The sequence below is a fragment of the Rhodosalinus sp. K401 genome, assembly GCF_041365735.1.
GTDB lineage: Bacteria > Pseudomonadota > Alphaproteobacteria > Rhodobacterales > Rhodobacteraceae > Rhodosalinus.
Map to the genome: position 1 here is coordinate 106,808 of NZ_JBGFSI010000007.1, position 18,661 is coordinate 125,468.

Here is an 18,661-nt window from a genome sequence, read left to right on the forward strand (position 1 = left end):
CTTCCCGGCGGGGCCGGCCCGGAAAGGCCCGCCGGACGCCGGAGGTGGAAGATCCCGACGAGACAAGGTGGATCGGGACGACAAGACCCCGTCTCCCGCGCCCCGGCCCGCGCGGTGTCGATGCGCCGGGTGTCTGCCGCGACCCCATGTCCGGCCTGCCCGTTGCCCGTGACAGCGTGCAAGGTGCGGCGCGCGCCAGCCGCCGTCACGCCTTTTCTGCCGGGGCCGGACGCATGCAGCGTGGCGCATCGCTCCTCTTGCCACCTCGGCTGGCGCGTGCGGGGCGACGACCGCACGCTCGCACCGGCTGGGTCGCCTCTCTTCGAAAGCGCCGCCGTGCGGCAAAAAGGGCCTCACTCCTGGCAGAGCCTCATGGCGGCCGCGGCGAGCCGCGGAAGCGGCAGTTCCTCCTCGACGCCACCCATGCGCCTTGCCTCCTTCGGCATCCCGTAGATCACGCAGCTGTCCTCGTCCTGGCCCAAGGTGCGGGCGCCGGCCTCGCGCATCTCCTTCAGACCGCGCGCGCCGTCATCGCCCATGCCCGTCATGATGATCCCGACCGCGTTGGAGCCCGCGTTCTGCGCCACCGAGCGAAACAGGACGTCCACCGACGGGCGGTGCCGCGACACCAGGGGCCCGTCGCGCACGTCGATCCCGTAATGCGCGCCCGAGCGGGTGACCATCGTGTGGCGGTTGCCGGGGGCGATCAGGGCATGACCGCGCAGCATGCGGTCCCCCGGCCGGGCCTCCTGCACGGAGATGTCGCACTCCCCGTCGAGGCGCCGCGCGAAGGCGGCGGTGAACGTCTCGGGCATGTGCTGCACGATCACGATCGGCGGGCATCCGGCCGGCATCTGGCGCAGGAAGAGGCGCAGCGCCTCGGTCCCGCCGGTGGAAGCGCCGACGGCGATGATCCTGTCGGTGGTGCGCGCCATCGCCCTGCTTCCCGGCGGCGGAAGCATGGCGTCGGCGGTCAGCTTCGCCTCCACCTCGGACGGGCGCAACCGCGACAGCCGCGCCTGCGCGGCCGCGCGCACCGCGTCGCAGATGCGAACCCGGCTTTCCTCCAGAAAGCCGCGAATGCCGACCTGCGGCTTGCAGATCGCGTCCACGGCTCCGGCCGCCATGGCCGCGGTCAGGGTCGCGGTATTGGCGCCCACGAGCGAAGAGCACATGACCACGGGAATCGGGTGTTGGGCCATGAGCTTCTTGAGAAAGGTCACCCCGTCCATGCGCGGCATCTCGACGTCGAGAATGATCACGTCCGGCTTTTCAACGCGAAGCCGCTGCGCCGCGGCGAAGGGATCGCTTGCCGCACCCATGACTTCCAGCCCCGGGTCGGACGCGATCAGTTCGCACAGTGTCTGACGCACCACCGCGCTGTCATCCACGATGAGCACCTTGAGCGGGCGCCGCGGCTGCGCGGACATCACGGGCCCTCCTTGCGGTAGAGCGTGGGCGCGACCTGCCGCAGCCCCTGGGGCACGCGGCTCAGCCCCTCGGCGTGACCGGTGACGAGATACCCGCCAGGCCGCAGGCGGCCCACGACCCCTGCCGCGATCATCGGCTGCTCGGATGGCGGGAAATAGAGCAGGACATTGCGCAGAAAGGCGATGTCGGCGGTCAGGGCCGGGCCACGGGCCGGCTCTGACAGGTTCGCCCAGGCCAGTCGCGCCTGCGCACGCAACTCCGGCACGATGCGGTAAAGCGGCCTGCGTCCCGCGCGGGACCGCATGAGATAGCGCCGGCGAAAGGTCTCCGGCAGACCTTCGATCTCGTCTTCGGTGAAGATCGCGGTGGCGGCCCGTTGCAGGATGCGGCGCGAGATGTCGGTGCCCACTACCGCCCAGCGCAGCCCGCCGGCACGCGACCGGGCGGCCTGATCCAGCACCATCGCAGCCGACCACATCTCCGCCCCGGTCGAACAGGCGGCGCTCCAGACCGTGAGGGGCCAGGACCGCCCTGCGCCGGAGGCCACCACCTGGTCTATGCCCTCCTGTGCAAGCCAGTCGAAATGCGCCCGCTCCCGGAAGAACGACGTGGTGTGGGTGACCAGCGCCTCCGCGAGGTTCTGGCGCTCGGCCGCGCCCGAGGGGCCCCGCAGATGGGCGAGATAGGCGTCGAAATCTGCCGCTCCCGTCGCCTGAAGCCGTCGCCCGACGCGCAGCTCCAGAAAGCTGCGCTTGGCGGCATCGATCCGCACGCCGGAAACGCGAAGCATGATGTCGCACAAGCCGCTTGCCTGGACCTCGGTCAACGCCGGCGGAGGAGAGGTCTCGACGGCACCCGCCGCGCCGCCGAGCCCGCGATGCGTCATCGCGCTCACGTCGATGTTCCCCCTGTCATCTCAGGCCCGGCCCGCCGCGCGCGTGTTTTCCCTCGCGTAGCGCTCGAAATCGCTGTCCGAGATGTCCTCGGAGCCGAGATCCAGCGTTACTCCCTGACCACCCGCCACGACGGGCGGCATGGAAGCCCGGGCCGTTACGGTCGAGCCGGATGCCTCCGTCGCGGGACGCAGGCCACGCGGCGCGGGCGACACCCCTGTCGTCGCACCGGGCGACGAAACTTCTCCGGATGCGTCCGACAGGCGGAAATATCCGATCACCTGGCGCATCTGCTCGGACTGAGACGCGAGACTCTCGGCGGACGAGGCGGCCTCCGTCGCGGCAGAGGCGTTTTGCTGGATCACGATGTCGAGTTGACGGATCGCTTCGTTGACCTGTTCAGCGCCCGTGGTCTGCTCCCGGGCCGCGGCCGAGATCTCCTGCACCAGATCCGCGGTGCGCTGGATCGAAGGCACCAGCGCGCGGAGCATCTCGCCCGCCCGGGCGCTGGCATCGAGCGTACGTCCCGAAAGCGACGAAATCTCCGTCGCGGCCTGCTGGCTTCGCTCGGCCAGCTTGCGCACCTCGGAGGCGACGACGGCGAAGCCCTTGCCGTGCTGGCCTGCGCGCGCGGCTTCCACGGCGGCGTTGAGGGCCAGCAGATCGGTCTGGCGCGCGATTTCCTGGATGATCGTGATCTTCTCCGCGATGGTCTTCATGGCGGCGACCGCCTCGTCCACGGCGCGGCCGCTATCCTCGGCCTCCTGCGCCGACTTGGTGGCGATCTGCTCGGTCTGGGCGGCGTTGTCGGAGGATTGGCGTATGGTGGCCGACATCTCCTCCATGGAGGCGCTGGCCTGGCCTGCCGCAGCCGCCTGCTCGGTGTTGCCCTGGCTGAGTTGTTCGGCAGTGGCGCTCATTTCCTGCGCGCTGGCGGCGACACTGTCGGCACTGGCACCGGCACTGGAAATGACCTGGCGCAAACGGGCCAGCATGTCCTCGAGCGCGATGCCGAGCGCGTCCACTTCGGAGCGGCGCGTGACGCTCGCGGTCAGATCACCCTTCGCGATGGTTTCCGCTGCACGGGTCATGCCGCGCAGGTCCCCGGCCATCGTGTCCATCGCGCGCAAGAGATCGCCGATCTCGTCGCGCGGTCGGTTGGCCGCGGCAATGTCCAGATCGCCCCGCGCGACCCGGTTCGCCACATCCGTTGCCAGACCGAGGCCACGAGTGATCGATATCATGATCCATGCGCCGGCGGCGAGGCTGACGATGAACGCCAGGGCCGCGGCGGAAAAAAGCATCGACCGGGCCTCTGCGTAAGTGGCATCGGCCTCGGCCTGGGCATCGACCATCTCGGCACGGCTGCCGGCGAAAACCTCGGAAATGGTGTCGAGTGCCCGCTCGAACGCCGCATCGGCCGGCCCCGTCGCCAATGCCTCCGCCTGCCGGTTGCTGTTCTCCAGCGCCAGCATGCGCACCTCGTCCAGAACGGAGGCCGACCTGTCCCAGGCATCGCGCAGATCACTCCTCTCGGCGCGGGCGGTCACCCCGAGAATGGCGTCGATCCGCGCAAGCGCTGCCGACCCTCTGGCCAATGCCGCGTCGAGCTTGGCCGAAGCCTCTTCCTGCTCCGCGGGATCGGCCTCGAGCAAAGTCATCTGCGCCGCCGCCTGGGCGGCCAGAAACGCGTCCGCCATCTCGTCGAGCGCGCCGTCGACGGCGTTCGCGTCCAGCCCGGCGCCTCGCGCAACGGCACCGCGCAAGGCCGAAACGGCCTCCCTCCCTTCGGCGATGGCAGCCTCGCCGGCATCGCGCGCAAGCCGGCGGCCGCGGGTGTTGGTCTGGGCCTGCGACATCGTCGCAACTTCGCCGAGTATGTCGTCGAGATCGTCAAGCGCCCCGCGGATGTCGGCCATCTGCGCGAGCAAGTTTGGACCGGCTCCCTCGGCCATGTGCGCGAGCGCGGCGTCAAGCTTGGAAGCATGAGCCGCGATTGCCGCCTCGGCCGCCTCGAGTTCGGCCGGCTCGTCGGCGACGATCAGCCGGTTCATCGCAATTTCCATTTCGAGCGCGTGCCGGCGCATGTCGGCAGCCGTGAGGATATTGTCGGCGCTCTCGTTGACGATTTGGTCGAGCACGGAGTCGAGGCTTTTCAGATTGCGCTCCGACACGAAGACGAGGGCGCCGAAGAGGACGAGAACGAGCGTGAAGGTCGCGGCCAGCTTGGCCTTTAGGGTCGGGCGCATGGGAACCTCCTGAAACGTGCCGAACCGGGAAACGGAACCAAGGAAGAATCAGGTCTCTCGCGGGGGCGGGCCCAGCGCAGCCCGTGCCCGAGGGCCAAGGGCCGGATCAATGTCGCGCGCCTGAAGGGCAAGCCGCGTCGCCTGAAGCAGCTGCAACGCCGGCGCCGTGGCCCGCCCCTCGCCGAGTTCCAGCCGCACGGGCCGGGCCGGATCGAGATCGGCGAGCCGCGCGCAGAGCGATGCATGCACCGACTGCGCGCCCGACAGGTCCAGTGCCGCGTCGATGTCGAGAATCTGCAGGTCGGGCGAATCAGCGGGCACGGCAACCTCCTTTACGGACGAGGCCGTTGGTAGCGCCCTTCGCTTAACGATCGCTTGCCAGCGCCGGACCGACGGCGCGCTTGGCCGGTAACCGGATGTCAACGGGTGTCAGGAAGAAACGTCCCATCGAGCGGCTGCCACGCGAGCAAGAGATGCCCAAGGACACGGTTGAAATCGTCGCGGAAGGATTGGCGCAGGCCGAGGAGGCGCGCAGCCGCGTGGTCGCCGCCTTCGAACGTCTTTCGCAAAGCCTCGGCGGCGCCAACGAAAGCCTCGGCGATGTGGGCGGCGCGGTGAAGGCGCTGGGCGCGCTGCTGTCGCGTCTCGACGACCCGGGCACGCAGGATGCGCTTGCCGGCATCTGCGAGGAGATCGCGCAGCTTCTCGCCACCCAGGCCAAGGAGCTCGCTCAAGGCGCGCTTGCCGAAGGGCTTGACGGCGCGTTCTCGGCCAGCGGCGCCATCCTGCGCGAAACACGCCAGCTGGCCATGGTCGCCACCATGAGCCGGATCACGGGCAATGCGAGCGGCATGGAGCAGATCAACGGGTTCGTCGCATCGCTTCGCCACATGACAGAGGAACTGCGCGGATCGGCCGGCAGCCTGGAAAGCACGATCCAGGAGATTCGCGAGCGCAGGGATGCGGCGCTCCGCCAGATCGGCGCGACGGCCCTCAGCGCGGCAGAGGCGCAATCATTCGGCGGCGCGGCGCGCGCCCGTCACGCCGACATCCACGATCGCAACCGCGAACTGAGCAACGGCCTCGACAGGCTTGCAGAGCGGCTGGAGGCCACGAGCCGCACCGAAACCGGCGCGTTGATCGCCGGCATCCAGCACGCCGACGAGCTTTCGCAGCGGCTGGACCATGTCGGCACCATTCTTTCAAGCACCACAGCCGACCCGGTCGCCGCCCGCGCGCTCGCCTCGGCGCAGATCGCAGCGGCTTGCGCCGACACCGATGAGGTGCTGCGCCGTTTGCGGACCGCGCTTTCGCGGATGCGCGAAAACGGGCGCAACGCCGCCCAGATGCTGGCCGGCGACATCGGTGGCGAAGCCGAGGCCCTGATCGAGGGCCTGTCGACCGAATTGGCGCAGGCCGAACGGCTGGAGCGGTTGCTGGGCCCCGCGCTGGCCGCGGCCCTGGAAGCTGCGGGCGCCGTGCGCACCCGCGTGTCCGAAGCGCGCTCCGATTTCGCGCGGCTCCTGGACACCGCCGAGGGAATCACCCTCGCATCGATCAACGCGGGATTGCTGGCCGATCGCAGCGGCATGTCGAAGGCGGCCATGGACGTCCTGTCGCGCACGGTCCAGGAAACGGCGGCCCGGTGCAGCGCGCAAGCCGACGCCTGCAAGACGGCCTTCTCCCATGTCGATGCACTGATCGAAAGCGCGACCCTGTCGCGACTGGAGGACCGCACCGCAGAGCTGAACCAAAGCCTCGCCGCGGCGCGCGCGCGTCACGATGACGTCGCCAAGGGCGTATCCGACCTTGCCGCCTTGCGTGACAGCGCGCGCGCGGACGCCGCGACGCTGTCCAACGCCGTCGAGGAAGGGCTCGCCGCCCTGGCCATCCTGCCCGAAGCGGTCGAGGCGCTGCGCCGCTGCGGCCGCGCGATGGAGCCAGCGACCCCCTTGTCAGGCGCCGCCCTCGAAAGCCTCGCACCGTTGAATGCGATCTACACGATGCAAAGCGAGAGGGATGTGCACGCGGGGCTGGACGGTACGGCCGCGCCGAAGGCGACAGCGCCCGCTTCGCAATCCCTCGATGACATTCTGTTCTGAGCCTCCGGCGTCGCTGCATGCGCGCCCAAGGGAAGCGAATGACAAGTATATGAAAATTAAAAATAAAACCGGAACTCAGGGGTTTTGACACGACGAGGTGCCGCATCATATGCGGCTGCGGTCAGAGGTCGGACGCACGCCGCAAATGCCCGGTTTCGAAGATGGCCACACTGCGCTTCGCCGTAATTGGCGTCGCGTCCTTCGGAGGACAGCAAGATGACACGTACGGTTCTCACGGTCGATGACAGCAAATCGGTCCGCGACATGGTGGCCTTCACCCTCGGCCAGAAAGGTTTCCGGGTCGTCGGGGCGGCTGACGGCGCGGAGGGGCTGTCGGCTTTCACCTCCCAGAAGATCGATCTGGTCATCACCGACCTCAACATGCCCAACATGAACGGGTTCGAATTCATCGAGCAGGCGCGCGGCTCGGCGGCCAATGCCGGGGTTCCGATCGTGATGCTGTCGACCGAGTCGGACCCCGCCGCCAAGAGCCGCGGCAAGGCGCTGGGCGCGACCGGCTGGATCAACAAGCCCTTCGACGCCGACATGCTGACGGCCGTCGTCAACAAGTTGCTGGGGTGATCGCCATGTCTGCCGAGATCAACCCCGCCATCGCCAGCTTCGTTCAGGAGGCCGGCGATCTGCTCGAGGGCCTCGAAGGTCAGCTTCTGGACCTCGAGGCGAACGCGGATCCCGAGCGTCTGGATGCCGTATTCCGCACCCTGCACACGATAAAGGGATCCGGAGCGATGTTCGGGTTTACCGATCTTAGCCGGTTCACCCACCATTTCGAGGAGGCCTTCGATCAGCTGCGCGCGGGTCATCTCACCGTCGATCCGTCGCTTGTCGACCTGTGCCTGCGTGCGCGCGACCACATGATCGGGCTGCTCGAGGCCGGCGCAGACGGCGACGCTGCGGATGAGCCCGACACGTCGCCCGAGGCGGCGCGCCTGCTCGAGGCTCTGGCACGGGTCACCGGCGAGACGTCGGAGACATCTTCGCCCCCCGCCCCCACCCGACATGACGCGGTGGCCGCCGATCGCGCGCGGCGCTGGCATATCCGTTTCCGCCCCGACCGGGAGGCGTTGCGCCAGGGCATGCGCCCGGATCTTCTGATCGAGGAACTGGCGTCGCTCGGTGCGCTCGACGTCACGCTGGACACCACCGCGGTTCCGACGCTCGAGGCGATGACCCCCGAGGACAGTTATCTTGCCTGGGAGGTCGTGCTTCGTACGGACCGGCCGCGGGCGGAGATCGAGGGCGTGTTCATCTTCGCCGACGACGCGACCCTCGAAATCGAGCCGCTGGAAGAGCCGTCCGAGGCGGCGCCCGGCGCATCCGGTATCGACGCGCGGACGCGCGCAGAAGCCCCGTCCGCAAGCATGTCGTCGCCCCGCGCGGACGGACCGGCCCAACCGGCGGCGCGGCCGGGGCAAAACCGGCCCGCCGACAGCCTGCGCGTGGCATCCGCCAAGCTCGACCGCATCATGGATCAGCTCGGGGAACTGGTGATCGCCCAGTCGCGCCTGCACAAGCTGGCCGCCGATGTCGGACATTCCGAGCTCGAGACCGTGGTTGAAACGGTCGAGCGTCTCGTCACGGGCATGAGGGAGGAAACCCTCTCGATCCGGATGCTGCCCATCGAAGGCGTTTTCGGAAAATTTCGCAGGGTGGTGCGCGACCTTGCCGCCGAACTCGGCAAGGAGGTCGACCTCGTCGCCACCGGGGGCGAGACGGAGCTCGACAAGACCGTGCTCGACCAGCTTACCGAACCCCTCGTGCACATGATCCGCAATTCCATGGACCACGGGTTCGAGCCGGCCGAGGACCGGCTTGCCGCTGGCAAGCCCGCGCGCGGCACCCTGCGCCTCAACGCCCGCCAGGAGGGCGGCGAGGTATTGATCACGCTGGAAGACGATGGCGGCGGCCTCGACACGGAGGCGATCCGGACCCGCGCGGTCGAGCGCGGCCTGCTGGCACCGAAGGCTGCGCCGACCGAGGCGGAACTGCAGCAGATGATCTTCGCGCCCGGCTTCTCGACGGCGCAGACGCTCTCTTCCGTCTCGGGCCGCGGTGTGGGAATGGACGCGGTGCGCAGCACCATCGACGGGCTGAACGGCGGCGTCGAGGTCACCTCGTCCCGCGGTCAGGGCACCCGCGTCACGCTTCGGCTTCCGATGACGATGGCCATCATGGACGGGTTGCTGGTGCGGCTGGGCGACTCGGTGCTGGTGGTTCCGCTGGCGGTCATCGACGAATGCGTCGAGATGGACCCCTCCGACACCCTGCGCGACAGCGGGCGCCGCACGCTGCAGATCCGCGACACGTTGATACCCTTCGTCGCGCTGGACGACGCGCTGGGCCTCGCGGCGGATCCCGGCGCGCGCCGGCGTGTCGTGGTCGTGCGGGCGGATGGCGCCCGCCTGGGCCTCGTGGTCGACGACATCCTCGGCCAGAACCAGACGGTCATCAAACCGCTCAGCCCCTATCATCGCGGCATCTCCGGACTGTCCGGGGCCACCATCCTTGGCGACGGATCCATCGCGCTCATCATCGATGTGGCCACGCTCTGCCGTGGCCTGTCGCGCAGCACGCCCGTCGCGCCCGACGCCGCCTGAAAGGATCCCGCCATGGCCGACACGCATCCCGACATCGTGGCCGAGGCGCCCACGGGGCTTGCCACGCTGCTTGTCTTCCACCTCGCCGGCGAACGGTTCGCGCTGCCGGTCACGACTGTGGCCGAAGTGATCGATCCGGTTCCGGCGACCCCGGTGCCCCATGCAGCGCCCCACGCCCGCCTGCTGGTGAACGTCCGTGGCGTCATCACGCCGGTGATCGACATCCGCCGACGCCTGCGCATTCCCGCCTCGGCCGAGGCGCCGGCCACCCTGCGACTGGTCGTGATCGAGGTCACGCTGCCGGTCGGGCCCCAACGCCTCGCCATCGAGGCCGACGCGGTGGAAAACGTGCTGGAGGTCGATACAGGCGCACTCGAGCCCTTGCCGGAGCTGGGCAGCCGCTGGCCCGCCTCGCTCGTCAAGGGTGTCTGTCGCGATGCCCAGGGCGTCGTGATCCTTCTATCCCCCGATGCCGTGTTCGACCCGGACACCGAAGCCGGCTGAGCCTCTTCCGGGATCGAACCGCATTTCGCCCTACTGCGCGCGTCGCCGAAGGCGGTGCCGCGTCTCTTGATTGCCAACTGAAAGACCTACCCAATGAAGAACCCCCTTGATAATCTGAGCGTGAAACTGAAGGTCTCCCTGCTTGGCGCCTTCGGCGTGCTCGGCGTGATCGCATCCGTGGCGCTTTTCGTGCAGACCCGAGCGACCACCGACCGGCTCGATTCGCGCTACGACAAGTATACCGAGCAAGTGTCTCTCGCATCCGCGCTCGACGAGGCTTTTTCCGACTCAGTCATCGCCGTGCGAGGCTTTGAACTCGCGCCGGGAAACGAGAGCCTCGCGGTCGCGGAGGCGGCGCTTGACGCCAAGACCCGGCCGTTGGAGGCGCTTCGCGCCCTGCTCATGGACCACCAGGACGACACGCGCGCCGCGCTGGAAACCGTGGACGCGCAGATACGCGGTTATGGCGACGCCGTCGCACGACTGTCCGCGCGGATCGCGGAACGCGGCTTTGACTGGAGCATGGGGTTGCGCGCCGAACTGGCGGCAGCACGAGAAGCGCTGGACGACAGGCTGGTAAACGTGGACGACGCTCAACTGCGGGCCCTGGGCCTGCGGTTGCAAGGCCACGAACGCACGTTCATCACCATCCAGGACGATGCGGCAATCCGGGAATTCCAGGACGCGGCGGAGGCGTTCGCCGCCCGGCTGGACACGGCGCTCGCGCTGCCCGCGGGCGAGCGCGCCGCGCTGCGCGAGGCGAGGAACGGCTACGTTTCGGCCTTCGAGGCTTATGCCGAGGGCGTTGGCAACGTCAGCGCGGCCCGGGCCGACCTCGACGCGGCCACCATCCTGCCTACCGAGGCGATCGGCACGTTGCGGGAGGCGATCGACGCCGACAGGTCCGCCGTCCGGGCGGAAGTGCGCGCCGCCGCGGCCAAGGCGCAGAACACGCTCTGGTGGCTGACGGGGGCGATCGTCGTGGCGCTGGCGCTGCTGGCCGCACTCACCGTGCGCAGCATCACGCGCGGTCTCGGCCGCGCACTTCACGTGGCCGAGCAGGTGGCCGACGGCGACCTGACGGTCGACGCCTCCACGACCTCGCGCGACGAGATCGGGCGACTTCTCGGTGCGCTCGACCGCATGGCGGTCAAGCTGCGCGACGTGGTGAGCGAGGTGCAGGCCGCGTCGGCGCAAGTGGCCGAAGGGGCGCAATCGGCCGGCGTCGCCTCCGAGCAGATCAGCCAGAGCGCGACGGAGCAGGCGTCGGCCGCGGAACAGGCCAGCAGCGCCATGGAGCAGATGACCGCCACGATCCGGCAGGCGGCCGACAACGCCGCGCAAACCGAGAAGATCGCCGAACAGGCCGCGCGCGAGGCCGAAGAGGGTGGACAGGCCGTCGATGCCGCGGTGACCCGGATGAAGACGATCGCGGAGAAGATCACGATCATCCAGGAAATCGCGCGCCAGACCGATCTGCTGGCCCTCAACGCCGCCGTGGAAGCCGCGCGCGCAGGCCAGCACGGCAAGGGCTTCGCCGTCGTCGCCTCCGAGGTGCGCAAGCTGGCCGAGCGAAGCCAGCAGGCCGCCACCGAGATTTCGGGCATGTCCGGCGCGACGGTCGAGGCGAGCGAAACAGCCGGCCAGACGCTCAAGTCGCTCGTCCCCTCGATCCGGCGCACCGCGGACCTCGTGCAGGAGATCTCGGCGGCATCGCGCGAGCAAAGCACCGGCGCCGATCAGATCAACGACGCCATCCGCCAACTCGACAGCGTGATCCAGCAGAATGCCTCCGCCGCGACCGAGGCGGCCTCGGTGGCGGAGGCGCTGGCCGCCCAGTCCGAACAGGTCCGCGCCGTCCTCGCCTTCTTCAGCACCGGCACGGCGGAGCGGCACCATGCCGCGCGCACGGTTTCGGCGGAGGCCCGAACTGCCCCCTCCGTCCCGGCCGGCACCACGGAGGCCCGGGGCCCCCGGAAGGAAGGATCGCGCAAGAGCATCGACCTGGCCGACCGGGGGTCGCGCGCCGCGACGGCCCCGGCATCCGGCACGGGTCACGGGCCGACCAACGGCGTGGCGCTGGATCTCGGCTACGACGACATGACCGACGCCGATTTCGCCCGCAATTGACGCTTGCGCCGGGCCGGGCACCAGCCCGGCCCGGCATTTCTCCACGCCCCTCTCCGGAAGACCGCCATGACCATCGACAATGACGCAACCGACACCATCCCGTCCCGGCCAGAAGAGCAGGAGGCGCGAGCCTATGTCGTTCTGAGCCTTGATGACCAGCTCTTCGTGCTCGACGTCGCGCATGTGCGCGAAATCCTCGACATGGCGCGGATGTCTCCCCTGCCCGGCGCCGGGTCCGACGTCCTCGGCCTCATAGACCTTCGCGGCCGCGCGATCGAGGTCGCGGACCTGGCCGTCCGGCTTGGCCTGCCGAGGAGCCCGGCCGGCGGCGAAGGCCGAATCCTCGTGCTCGATGGAGGCGGGGATCGTCCGAGAGGCCTGCGCGTCGACCGCGTCGAGAGCGTGATCGAGATCGCCCCGGACGCTTTCGAACCGGCCGAATACGGGCAGTCCGGCGGAGCGGTGCGCGCCATCACGCGGATCGATGGCCGCCTTGCACTGGCGCTGGATGGCAACGCGGCGCTCGGGGCGGGCGGCGGTTGGCCGCTCTAGGCATCGGCGCGAGGGCGCCGGCGCTCGACGCCTTCGGGCGAAGGCAATCCCGCCAGGACTGGCGCCTCCCGGAACGGCCCCCGCGCCGGGAATGATCGGGGCTTTCGCGAGCTTTCGATGGGCCCTGGCGAAGGACTGCGGCACGGGTTGCGCCCGAAAGACCCGTCCAACCCGGATCGCGAGGAATTGATCCTTCGCGTCGCCTTGCATCGCGTCCTGAAGATAACGGCCACCCCTCCGTCGCGCGCGCGAGGATGACGGCATCCGGGTCCCCGAGGCCAATCGCGCCGCTCGTCCGCGTCATGGCCCCTTGCCGGTGACACTGACAGGCAGTGGCGGGGCGCGCCCACCACGGCGACCGAGGCGTCAGGCAGCCGGGCGGTCGTGCTGCTTCGTTCGACCGGATTTTCCGGTGGCCTGCATCGGGCCGAGCGTCCTCGACACCCTCCCCGGGCAAATTCCAGGGCGGAACCGGCCATGCCCAAGGGCGCACACGGGGGCAGCGCCACGTTCCCGGGCGGGGACGGCGCGGGCTGACCGGACCGCAAGCCCCCGGGCGTCGCCCGCCGAGGAATGAGATCCATGATCTCGGGCGCGCCGCCTTCGATGCCGTGGGTGGCGTCTGGCGGCATGGAACGCCCCCATCGCGGGCCAGCTCCTTTCGATGCGCCCAGACGGGACCGGCGAGGCGGGAAAGCCGCGCGGTGCGCATGGGGCGCGAGATGCGGATCCGTGCGGACGCCTGCGCCCGCGACGACACGTGCCGAGGCGGCGGCGATGTCCACGCCGCCCGCGCGACGGGGCAGCGCGGGAGCGCGCCTCCCGGCAACACGGCCCGAATGCCGGCCCCGCGCAGCGGGCGAGCGCCGCGCACGAGGACACCCGCGGGCCGCTGGCGCCGGCCATGCCGGTATCGGGCCAGGACCCACCGTTTCCCGCTTCCGCCGTCAGGTTTTCACCCTCAGCGCCTTGGGGTCGTACATCGGCGTCAGGCTCGCGTGGGCGGGCACACGGCGTCCCGCGACCTCGACCGCGTAGGAGGCGGCCAGCATCTCGACCGCCGGTTCTCCGGGACGGGTGCAGGGCACATAGCCGAGCCCGACCGCCGCCCCCAGGGCGTGGCCATAGCCGCCGGAGGTGAGAAACCCCACGATCTCGCCGTCGCGCAGCAGCGGCTCGTTGTGGTGCAGGTGGATTTCGGGATCCTCGAGCCGAAATTGCACGAGACGCCGCTCCGGGCCCGTCTCCAGCTTGCGCAGCACGGCCTCGCGGCCGATGAAGTCCCCCTTCCGCGTCTTCACCGCGAAACCCAGCCCCGCCTCGATCACGTGATCCTCGTCGGTGATATCATGCCCGTAATGCCGGAACGCCTTCTCGAGGCGGCAGGAATTCATCGCGTGAATGCCGCAGAGCCTGAGCCCTTGCGCCGCGCCGGCCTCGACCAGCGTCTCGAACACATGGGCGGCCTGATCGCAGGGCGCGTAGATCTCCCAGCCAAGCTCGCCGACATAGCTCACGCGATGCGCACGGGCGATCCCGAGGCCGATCTCGATGTCCCGCGCCGTGCCGAAGGGATGCGCCGCGTTCGAGAAATCGTCCGGTGAACAGCCTGCAAGCACAGCGCGCGACAGCGGCCCCATGAGCGAGAAGACGGATTCGCCCGAGGTCATGTCGACGATCGCCACCGCGCGCTCGCCTGCGTGACGGCGCAGCCATGCCAGATCGCGTTGCAGCATGGCCGCCGGGACGACCAGAAGAAAGCTCGTCTCGCCCAGCCGGGTCACCGTCAGGTCGCTTTCGATGCCGCCACGGGCGTTCAGCATCTGCGTGTAGACGATGCGCCCCGCCGCCACGTCGAGCTGCCCGGCGCAGACGCGCTGAAGAAAGGCGCAGGCGTCGCGCCCCTCCACCCGGATCTTGCCGAAAGAGGTCATGTCGATCAGCCCCACGCCCTCGCGCAGCGCGATGTGCTCGGCCCGGGCGTTGGCGAACCAGTTCTGCCCGCCCCAGTCGTAGCGATAGGCCCGCTCCTGACCGGGGTCGGCGAACCAGTTGGCGCGCTCCCAGCCGGCCGTTTCGCCTAAGACCGCGCCGGCGGCCTTCAGATGCTCGTGCACCGGCGAGCGACGCACGCCGCGGGCCGTGACCGGCTGGCGGTTCGGGTAGTGATCGGCGTAGAGCAGGCCCAGCGTCTCGGACACGCGCTCGCGCAGGTAGCGGCGGTTGCGCTGAAAGGGCTGGGCGCGGCGGATATCGACCTCCCACAGGTCGAAAGGCGGCTCGCCTTCCGTGATCCAGTGCGCAAGCGCCATGCCGGCGCCCCCGGACGAGACGATCCCGATGGAGTTGTAGCCCGCCGCCACCCAGTAGCCCCGAAGCTCCGGCGCCTCGCCCAGATAGTAGCGGTCGTCGGGCGTGAAGCTTTCGGGCCCGTTGAAGAAGGTGTGGATACCGGCCGTCGCCAGCATCGGCATCCGCGCGACCGCGGTCTCGAGGATCGGCTCGAAATGGTCGAAATCCTCGGGCAGCTGGTCGAATTCGAAATCCTCGGGGATGCCGCCCATCCCCCAGGGCTTGGCGCGCGGCTCGAAGGCGCCGAGCATCATCTTGCCGGCGTCCTCCTTGTAATACGCGCATTCGTCGGGCACCCGCAGGACGGGCAACCGGTCCAATCCTTCGATGCCCTCGGTGACGATGTAGAAATGCTCGCAGGCGTGCAGGGGCACGGCGACGCCCGACTGCGCGGCCAGTTCGCGCGCCCACATCCCCGCGCAGTTCACCACGACGTCGGCCGCGATATGGCCCTGTTCCGCGCCGCTCTGCCACGACACGCCGGTGACGCGGCCCTCCTTCACGCCGACACCCGTGACCTTCACGTTCTCGGCGATGGTCGCGCCCCGGTCGCGCGCGCCCCGCGCGAGCGCCAGCGCGATGTTGGCGGGATCGGCCTGCCCGTCCTTCGGCAGCCAGACACCGGCGGTGACGCCCTCGGTGTTCAGATGCGGATACATCGCCTTCACGTCGGCCGGCCCCAGCTCCTCGACCTCGACGCCGAAGACCCGCGCCATGCCGGCGGTGCGCAGCAGCTCCTCCTTGCGGTGGGAGGTCAGCGCGACGGTGATCGATCCGGTCTGGCGAAAGCCTGTCGCCATGCCGGTTTCGTCCTCGAGCCGGGTGTAAAGCTCGGTCGAATACCTGGCGAGGCGGGTCATGTTCTGGCTGTTGCGCAGCTGACCGATTAGGCCGGCCGCATGCCAGGTCGTGCCGCTGGTCAGCCGCTTGCGTTCCAGAAGGACGATGTCGGTCCAGCCCGCCTTCGCAAGGTGGTAGGCGACCGAGCAGCCGGACACCCCTCCGCCGATGATGACGGCCCGGGCCTCGCGGGGAAGCGCGGTCATGTCGTTCGTCCCGAAGCGGAGCCGAGCGGGGTGACGGGAGGACGGTGTCGCGTCAACCCTGCCGGCATCGCGAGCTCCGCGCGCGCCCCGTCGCTTACCCCGCCCGACGGCCCCGGCGCTTCGGGGCGGGCCGGCCGGGGGCGCACCATGGCCCGCGCACGGGGGTGCGCCGCGTTTCGCGACCTGCGTCGCCCCGTCGAGGGCGAGTTCGGGCGTGCGGAAGGCATCACCGTTTCACGCGCTCCATCGCCGGATCCAGCATCGGCCGCAGCGCGGCGCGGGCCGGCACGCGCTCGCCCGCGACATCGACCTCCCACGGGCCGGCCTCGACGATCTCGGGCGTCACGGCGCAGTCGAGCGCGACGAAGCCGATACCCACCGCACCGCCCAGCGTGTGCCCGTAGCCGCCGATCTGAAGATGGCCCACCTCCTTGCCGTCGAGGCGCACGATCTCGTTGCCGTAGAGCAGCGGCTCGGGGTCCTCGAGCAGGAATTGCAGCATCCGCGTCTTCGGCACGCCTTGCGCCTTGATCGCGGCCAGCGCGTCGCGGCCGATGAAGCCTCCGGGCTTGTCGAGCTTCACCGCGAAGCCGAGACCCGCCTCGATCGGGTTGTCGGTGTTGTCCACGTCGATGCCGAAGTCGCGATAGGCCTTCTCCAGCCGCAGCGAGTTCAGCGTCTGCATCCCGGCGTTGCGCAGCCCCAGGTCGCGCCCGGCCTCGACCAGCAGATCGTAGACCTGAACCGCCTGCGTCGCCGGCACATGGAGTTCCCAGCCCAGTTCGCCCACGAAGGTCACGCGCAGGGCGAGCACCGCGTAGTAGCCGATATCGATCTCCTGCGCCGTCATGAAGGGGAAGGCCGCGTTGGACAGGTCGGTTTCGCTCAGCCGCTGCATCAGCTGCCGCGCCTTGGGGCCATGCACGTTGATCTGCGTGATGCCCGCGGTGAGGTCGGTGATCGTGACCCATTCGTTCGCGCCGATGTGGCGGCGCATCCGCATCTCGGTGTGGCCGTGCGAGTTCTCGCCCACCACGACGATGAATTTCGTCTCCGACAGGCGCGTCACGGTCAGATCGGCCTCGAAGCCGCCCCGGTCGTTGACCCAGGCGGTGTAGACGACGCGCCCCGGCGCGACGTCCACGTCGTTGCAGCTCAGCCGCGAGAGCAGCGCGCAGGCGTCGGGCCCCTCGACGGCGAATTTCGACATGCTCGACATGTCCATCACGATCACGTCCTCGCGCGCCGCGCGATGCTCCTCGGCGTGCCAGTCCCACCAGTTCTGGCGGAACCAGCTCAGCCGCTCGATCTTCGCCTGCGCGGGTGATGGCGCGAACCAGTCGGGCTGTTCCCAGCCGTTTCCTTCGGTGAAATACGCGCCCGCCGCCGCCAGCCGGTCGTAAAGCACCGACCGCTTGAGGTTCCGCCCGGTTTTCGGGGCCTCGTTGTGGAAATGCTGGCCGAACAGCTTGCCCAGAAGTTCGGTCGTCCGGTCGCGGCGGAAGGCGGGCGTCGCGTGGTGCCGGGTGAAGCGATTGACGTTGATGCCGGTCACGTCGATCGGCGGCACGCCCTCGACGATCCAGTGCGCGAGCGCCCGGCCCGTGCCCGCCCCGTTCAGGATGCCCAGGGAGTTCATGCCGCAGGCCACCCAGCAGTTGCGAAGCTCCGGCGTTTCGCCCACCAGCGGCGCGTTGTCCGGGGTGAAGCTCTCCGGCCCGCAGAAGAGCTTGCGCACGCCCACGTCCAACGCGCCGGGCACGCGGCTGTAGGCCAGTTCGAGCCAGGGGCCGACCCGGTCCCAGTCCGGCTCGATCTCGCCGAAGGCGAAGGTCTCCGGGATGCCCTCGACCTTCCAGGGCGCGGCGCCGGGCTCGAACAGGCCCAGCATCAGGCCGCCCACTTCCTCGCGGTAATAGGTGTAGGTCTTCGGATCCTCCAGCACCGGCAGGTCGCGCGGCAGACCCTCGATCTTGTCGGTGATGAGATAGTAATGCTCGGCGGCCTGAAGCGGCAGCGTGATGCCGGCCTTCGCGCCCAGTTGCCGCGACCACATGCCCGCGCAGATCACCACGTGATCGGCGCTGATCTCGTGCCCGTCCGCCATGCGCACCCCCACGGCACGGTCCCCCCGCACGACGATGTCGGTGACGGCGGTCGTCTCGAAGATCCGCGCGCCACCCATCTGCGCGCCCTTGGCGAGCGACATCGTCACGTCCACCGGGTTCGCGCGCCCGTCCTCGGCGATGTAGAAGCCGGCCAGCACGTCGCTCACGTCCCCGACCGGGAAGAGCTCCTGCACCTCGCGGGGCGAGATCTCGACCATGTCGATCCCGTGCCTGCGCATGAAGGGCGCGACGCGGCGCATCTCGTGCACGCGCTCCTCGTTGCTGGCGACCTGCAGGTATCCCACCGCGCGAAAGCCGGTGGGCACGCCCGTCTCTTCCTCGAGCCGGGCGTAGAGGTCGCGGCCGTGGGTGTAGATCTCGCATTCCGCCTCGGACTTGAGCAGCCCCGCGACGACCAGCCCCGCGGCGTGCCATGTCGTGCCCGATGTCAGGCGGTCACGCTCCAGCACCACCACGTCCGACACGCCGAGCTTCGTGAGGTGATAGGCGGTGTTGCAGCCGATGGAGCCGCCCCCGACGATCACGACGCCTGCGTGCGATGGCAAGTCGGACATGGTTGCTCCTCTTTCCCCAGGCTGCGCATCCGCGTTCGAAGCGGCGACACGGCAAAGCATTCTTGGATGCGCGCGGCGGCGCAACCCCCCTTCGCCCCGCG

General features: G+C 69.5%; 12 protein-coding genes. 6 read left to right on the top strand and 6 right to left on the bottom strand.

Going from position 1 to position 18,661, the window contains the following annotated elements; translation table 11 throughout:
* Nucleotides 1-353: 353 nt before the first annotated feature.
* From AB6A66_RS09985 to AB6A66_RS10000, 4 genes are read right to left on the bottom strand one after another with little or no spacing between them, the layout of a single operon-like run.
* Nucleotides 354-1,430, bottom strand: coding sequence for a chemotaxis response regulator protein-glutamate methylesterase (locus AB6A66_RS09985; RefSeq protein ID WP_371055752.1), 1,077 nt, complete (start codon nucleotides 1,428-1,430; stop codon nucleotides 354-356).
* Nucleotides 1,430-2,317, bottom strand: coding sequence for a protein-glutamate O-methyltransferase CheR (locus tag AB6A66_RS09990; RefSeq protein WP_371055827.1), 888 nt, complete (start codon nucleotides 2,315-2,317; stop codon nucleotides 1,430-1,432). The genes AB6A66_RS09985 and AB6A66_RS09990 overlap by 1 nt, the downstream gene beginning before the upstream one ends.
* Nucleotides 2,318-2,347: 30 nt before the next feature.
* Nucleotides 2,348-4,573 carry a methyl-accepting chemotaxis protein gene (locus tag AB6A66_RS09995; protein ID WP_371055753.1) on the bottom strand — a complete coding sequence of 742 codons (2,226 nt, stop codon included), beginning with the start codon at nucleotides 4,571-4,573 and terminating at the stop codon, nucleotides 2,348-2,350.
* 48 nt (nucleotides 4,574-4,621) lie between these two features.
* Nucleotides 4,622-4,894 carry a hypothetical protein gene (locus AB6A66_RS10000; RefSeq protein ID WP_371036830.1) on the bottom strand — a complete coding sequence of 91 codons (273 nt, stop codon included), beginning with the start codon at nucleotides 4,892-4,894 and terminating at the stop codon, nucleotides 4,622-4,624.
* Nucleotides 4,895-5,046: 152 nt separating this feature from the next.
* Here AB6A66_RS10000 and AB6A66_RS10005 point away from each other — a divergent pair, with 152 nt between their 5' ends.
* The 6 genes from AB6A66_RS10005 to AB6A66_RS10030 all read left to right on the top strand — a co-directional run bounded on the left by AB6A66_RS10005 (nucleotide 5,047) and on the right by AB6A66_RS10030 (nucleotide 12,479).
* Entirely contained in the window at nucleotides 5,047-6,675 is a 1,629-nt protein-coding gene (locus AB6A66_RS10005) for a hypothetical protein (protein ID WP_371055754.1), read from the top strand.
* A gap of 216 nt (nucleotides 6,676-6,891) precedes the next feature.
* Nucleotides 6,892-7,257, top strand: a complete 366-nt coding sequence (locus AB6A66_RS10010) for a response regulator (protein ID WP_371036832.1) — start codon at nucleotides 6,892-6,894, stop codon at nucleotides 7,255-7,257.
* Between the two features lie 5 nt (nucleotides 7,258-7,262).
* On the top strand, nucleotides 7,263-9,293 hold the full coding sequence (locus AB6A66_RS10015) for a chemotaxis protein CheA (protein WP_371055755.1): 2,031 nt from the start codon (nucleotides 7,263-7,265) through the stop codon (nucleotides 9,291-9,293).
* Nucleotides 9,294-9,305: 12 nt separating this feature from the next.
* Entirely contained in the window at nucleotides 9,306-9,797 is a 492-nt protein-coding gene (locus AB6A66_RS10020; RefSeq protein ID WP_371036834.1) for a chemotaxis protein CheW, read from the top strand.
* A gap of 93 nt (nucleotides 9,798-9,890) precedes the next feature.
* Nucleotides 9,891-11,927, top strand: a complete 2,037-nt coding sequence (locus AB6A66_RS10025) for a methyl-accepting chemotaxis protein (protein ID WP_371055756.1) — start codon at nucleotides 9,891-9,893, stop codon at nucleotides 11,925-11,927.
* A 66-nt stretch (nucleotides 11,928-11,993) separates the two neighbouring features.
* Entirely contained in the window at nucleotides 11,994-12,479 is a 486-nt protein-coding gene (locus AB6A66_RS10030) for a chemotaxis protein CheW (RefSeq protein ID WP_371055757.1), read from the top strand.
* Between the two features lie 947 nt (nucleotides 12,480-13,426).
* Here the strand turns inward: AB6A66_RS10030 and AB6A66_RS10035 are convergent.
* On the bottom strand, nucleotides 13,427-15,877 hold the full coding sequence (locus tag AB6A66_RS10035; RefSeq protein WP_371055758.1) for an FAD-dependent oxidoreductase: 2,451 nt from the start codon (nucleotides 15,875-15,877) through the stop codon (nucleotides 13,427-13,429).
* Nucleotides 15,878-16,103: 226 nt separating this feature from the next.
* Nucleotides 16,104-18,560, bottom strand: coding sequence for an FAD-dependent oxidoreductase (locus AB6A66_RS10040; protein ID WP_371055759.1), 2,457 nt, complete (start codon nucleotides 18,558-18,560; stop codon nucleotides 16,104-16,106).
* Between the last annotated feature and the right edge of the window lie 101 nt (nucleotides 18,561-18,661).

What these genes read in the sequence shown, in the direction of transcription:
- AB6A66_RS09985 (WP_371055752.1), bottom strand. Translation starts at nt 1,430, where the DNA reads ATGTCCGCGCAGCCGCGGCGCCCGCTCAAGGTGCTCATCGTGGATGAC.
- AB6A66_RS09990 (WP_371055827.1), bottom strand. Translation starts at nt 2,317, where the DNA reads ATGACGCATCGCGGGCTCGGCGGCGCGGCGGGTGCCGTCGAGACCTCT.
- AB6A66_RS09995 (WP_371055753.1), bottom strand. Translation starts at nt 4,573, where the DNA reads ATGCGCCCGACCCTAAAGGCCAAGCTGGCCGCGACCTTCACGCTCGTT.
- AB6A66_RS10005 (WP_371055754.1), top strand. Translation starts at nt 5,047, where the DNA reads ATGCCCAAGGACACGGTTGAAATCGTCGCGGAAGGATTGGCGCAGGCC.
- AB6A66_RS10010 (WP_371036832.1), top strand. Translation starts at nt 6,892, where the DNA reads ATGACACGTACGGTTCTCACGGTCGATGACAGCAAATCGGTCCGCGAC.
- AB6A66_RS10015 (WP_371055755.1), top strand. Translation starts at nt 7,263, where the DNA reads ATGTCTGCCGAGATCAACCCCGCCATCGCCAGCTTCGTTCAGGAGGCC.
- AB6A66_RS10020 (WP_371036834.1), top strand. Translation starts at nt 9,306, where the DNA reads ATGGCCGACACGCATCCCGACATCGTGGCCGAGGCGCCCACGGGGCTT.
- AB6A66_RS10025 (WP_371055756.1), top strand. Translation starts at nt 9,891, where the DNA reads ATGAAGAACCCCCTTGATAATCTGAGCGTGAAACTGAAGGTCTCCCTG.
- AB6A66_RS10030 (WP_371055757.1), top strand. Translation starts at nt 11,994, where the DNA reads ATGACCATCGACAATGACGCAACCGACACCATCCCGTCCCGGCCAGAA.
- AB6A66_RS10035 (WP_371055758.1), bottom strand. Translation starts at nt 15,877, where the DNA reads ATGACCGCGCTTCCCCGCGAGGCCCGGGCCGTCATCATCGGCGGAGGG.
- AB6A66_RS10040 (WP_371055759.1), bottom strand. Translation starts at nt 18,560, where the DNA reads ATGTCCGACTTGCCATCGCACGCAGGCGTCGTGATCGTCGGGGGCGGC.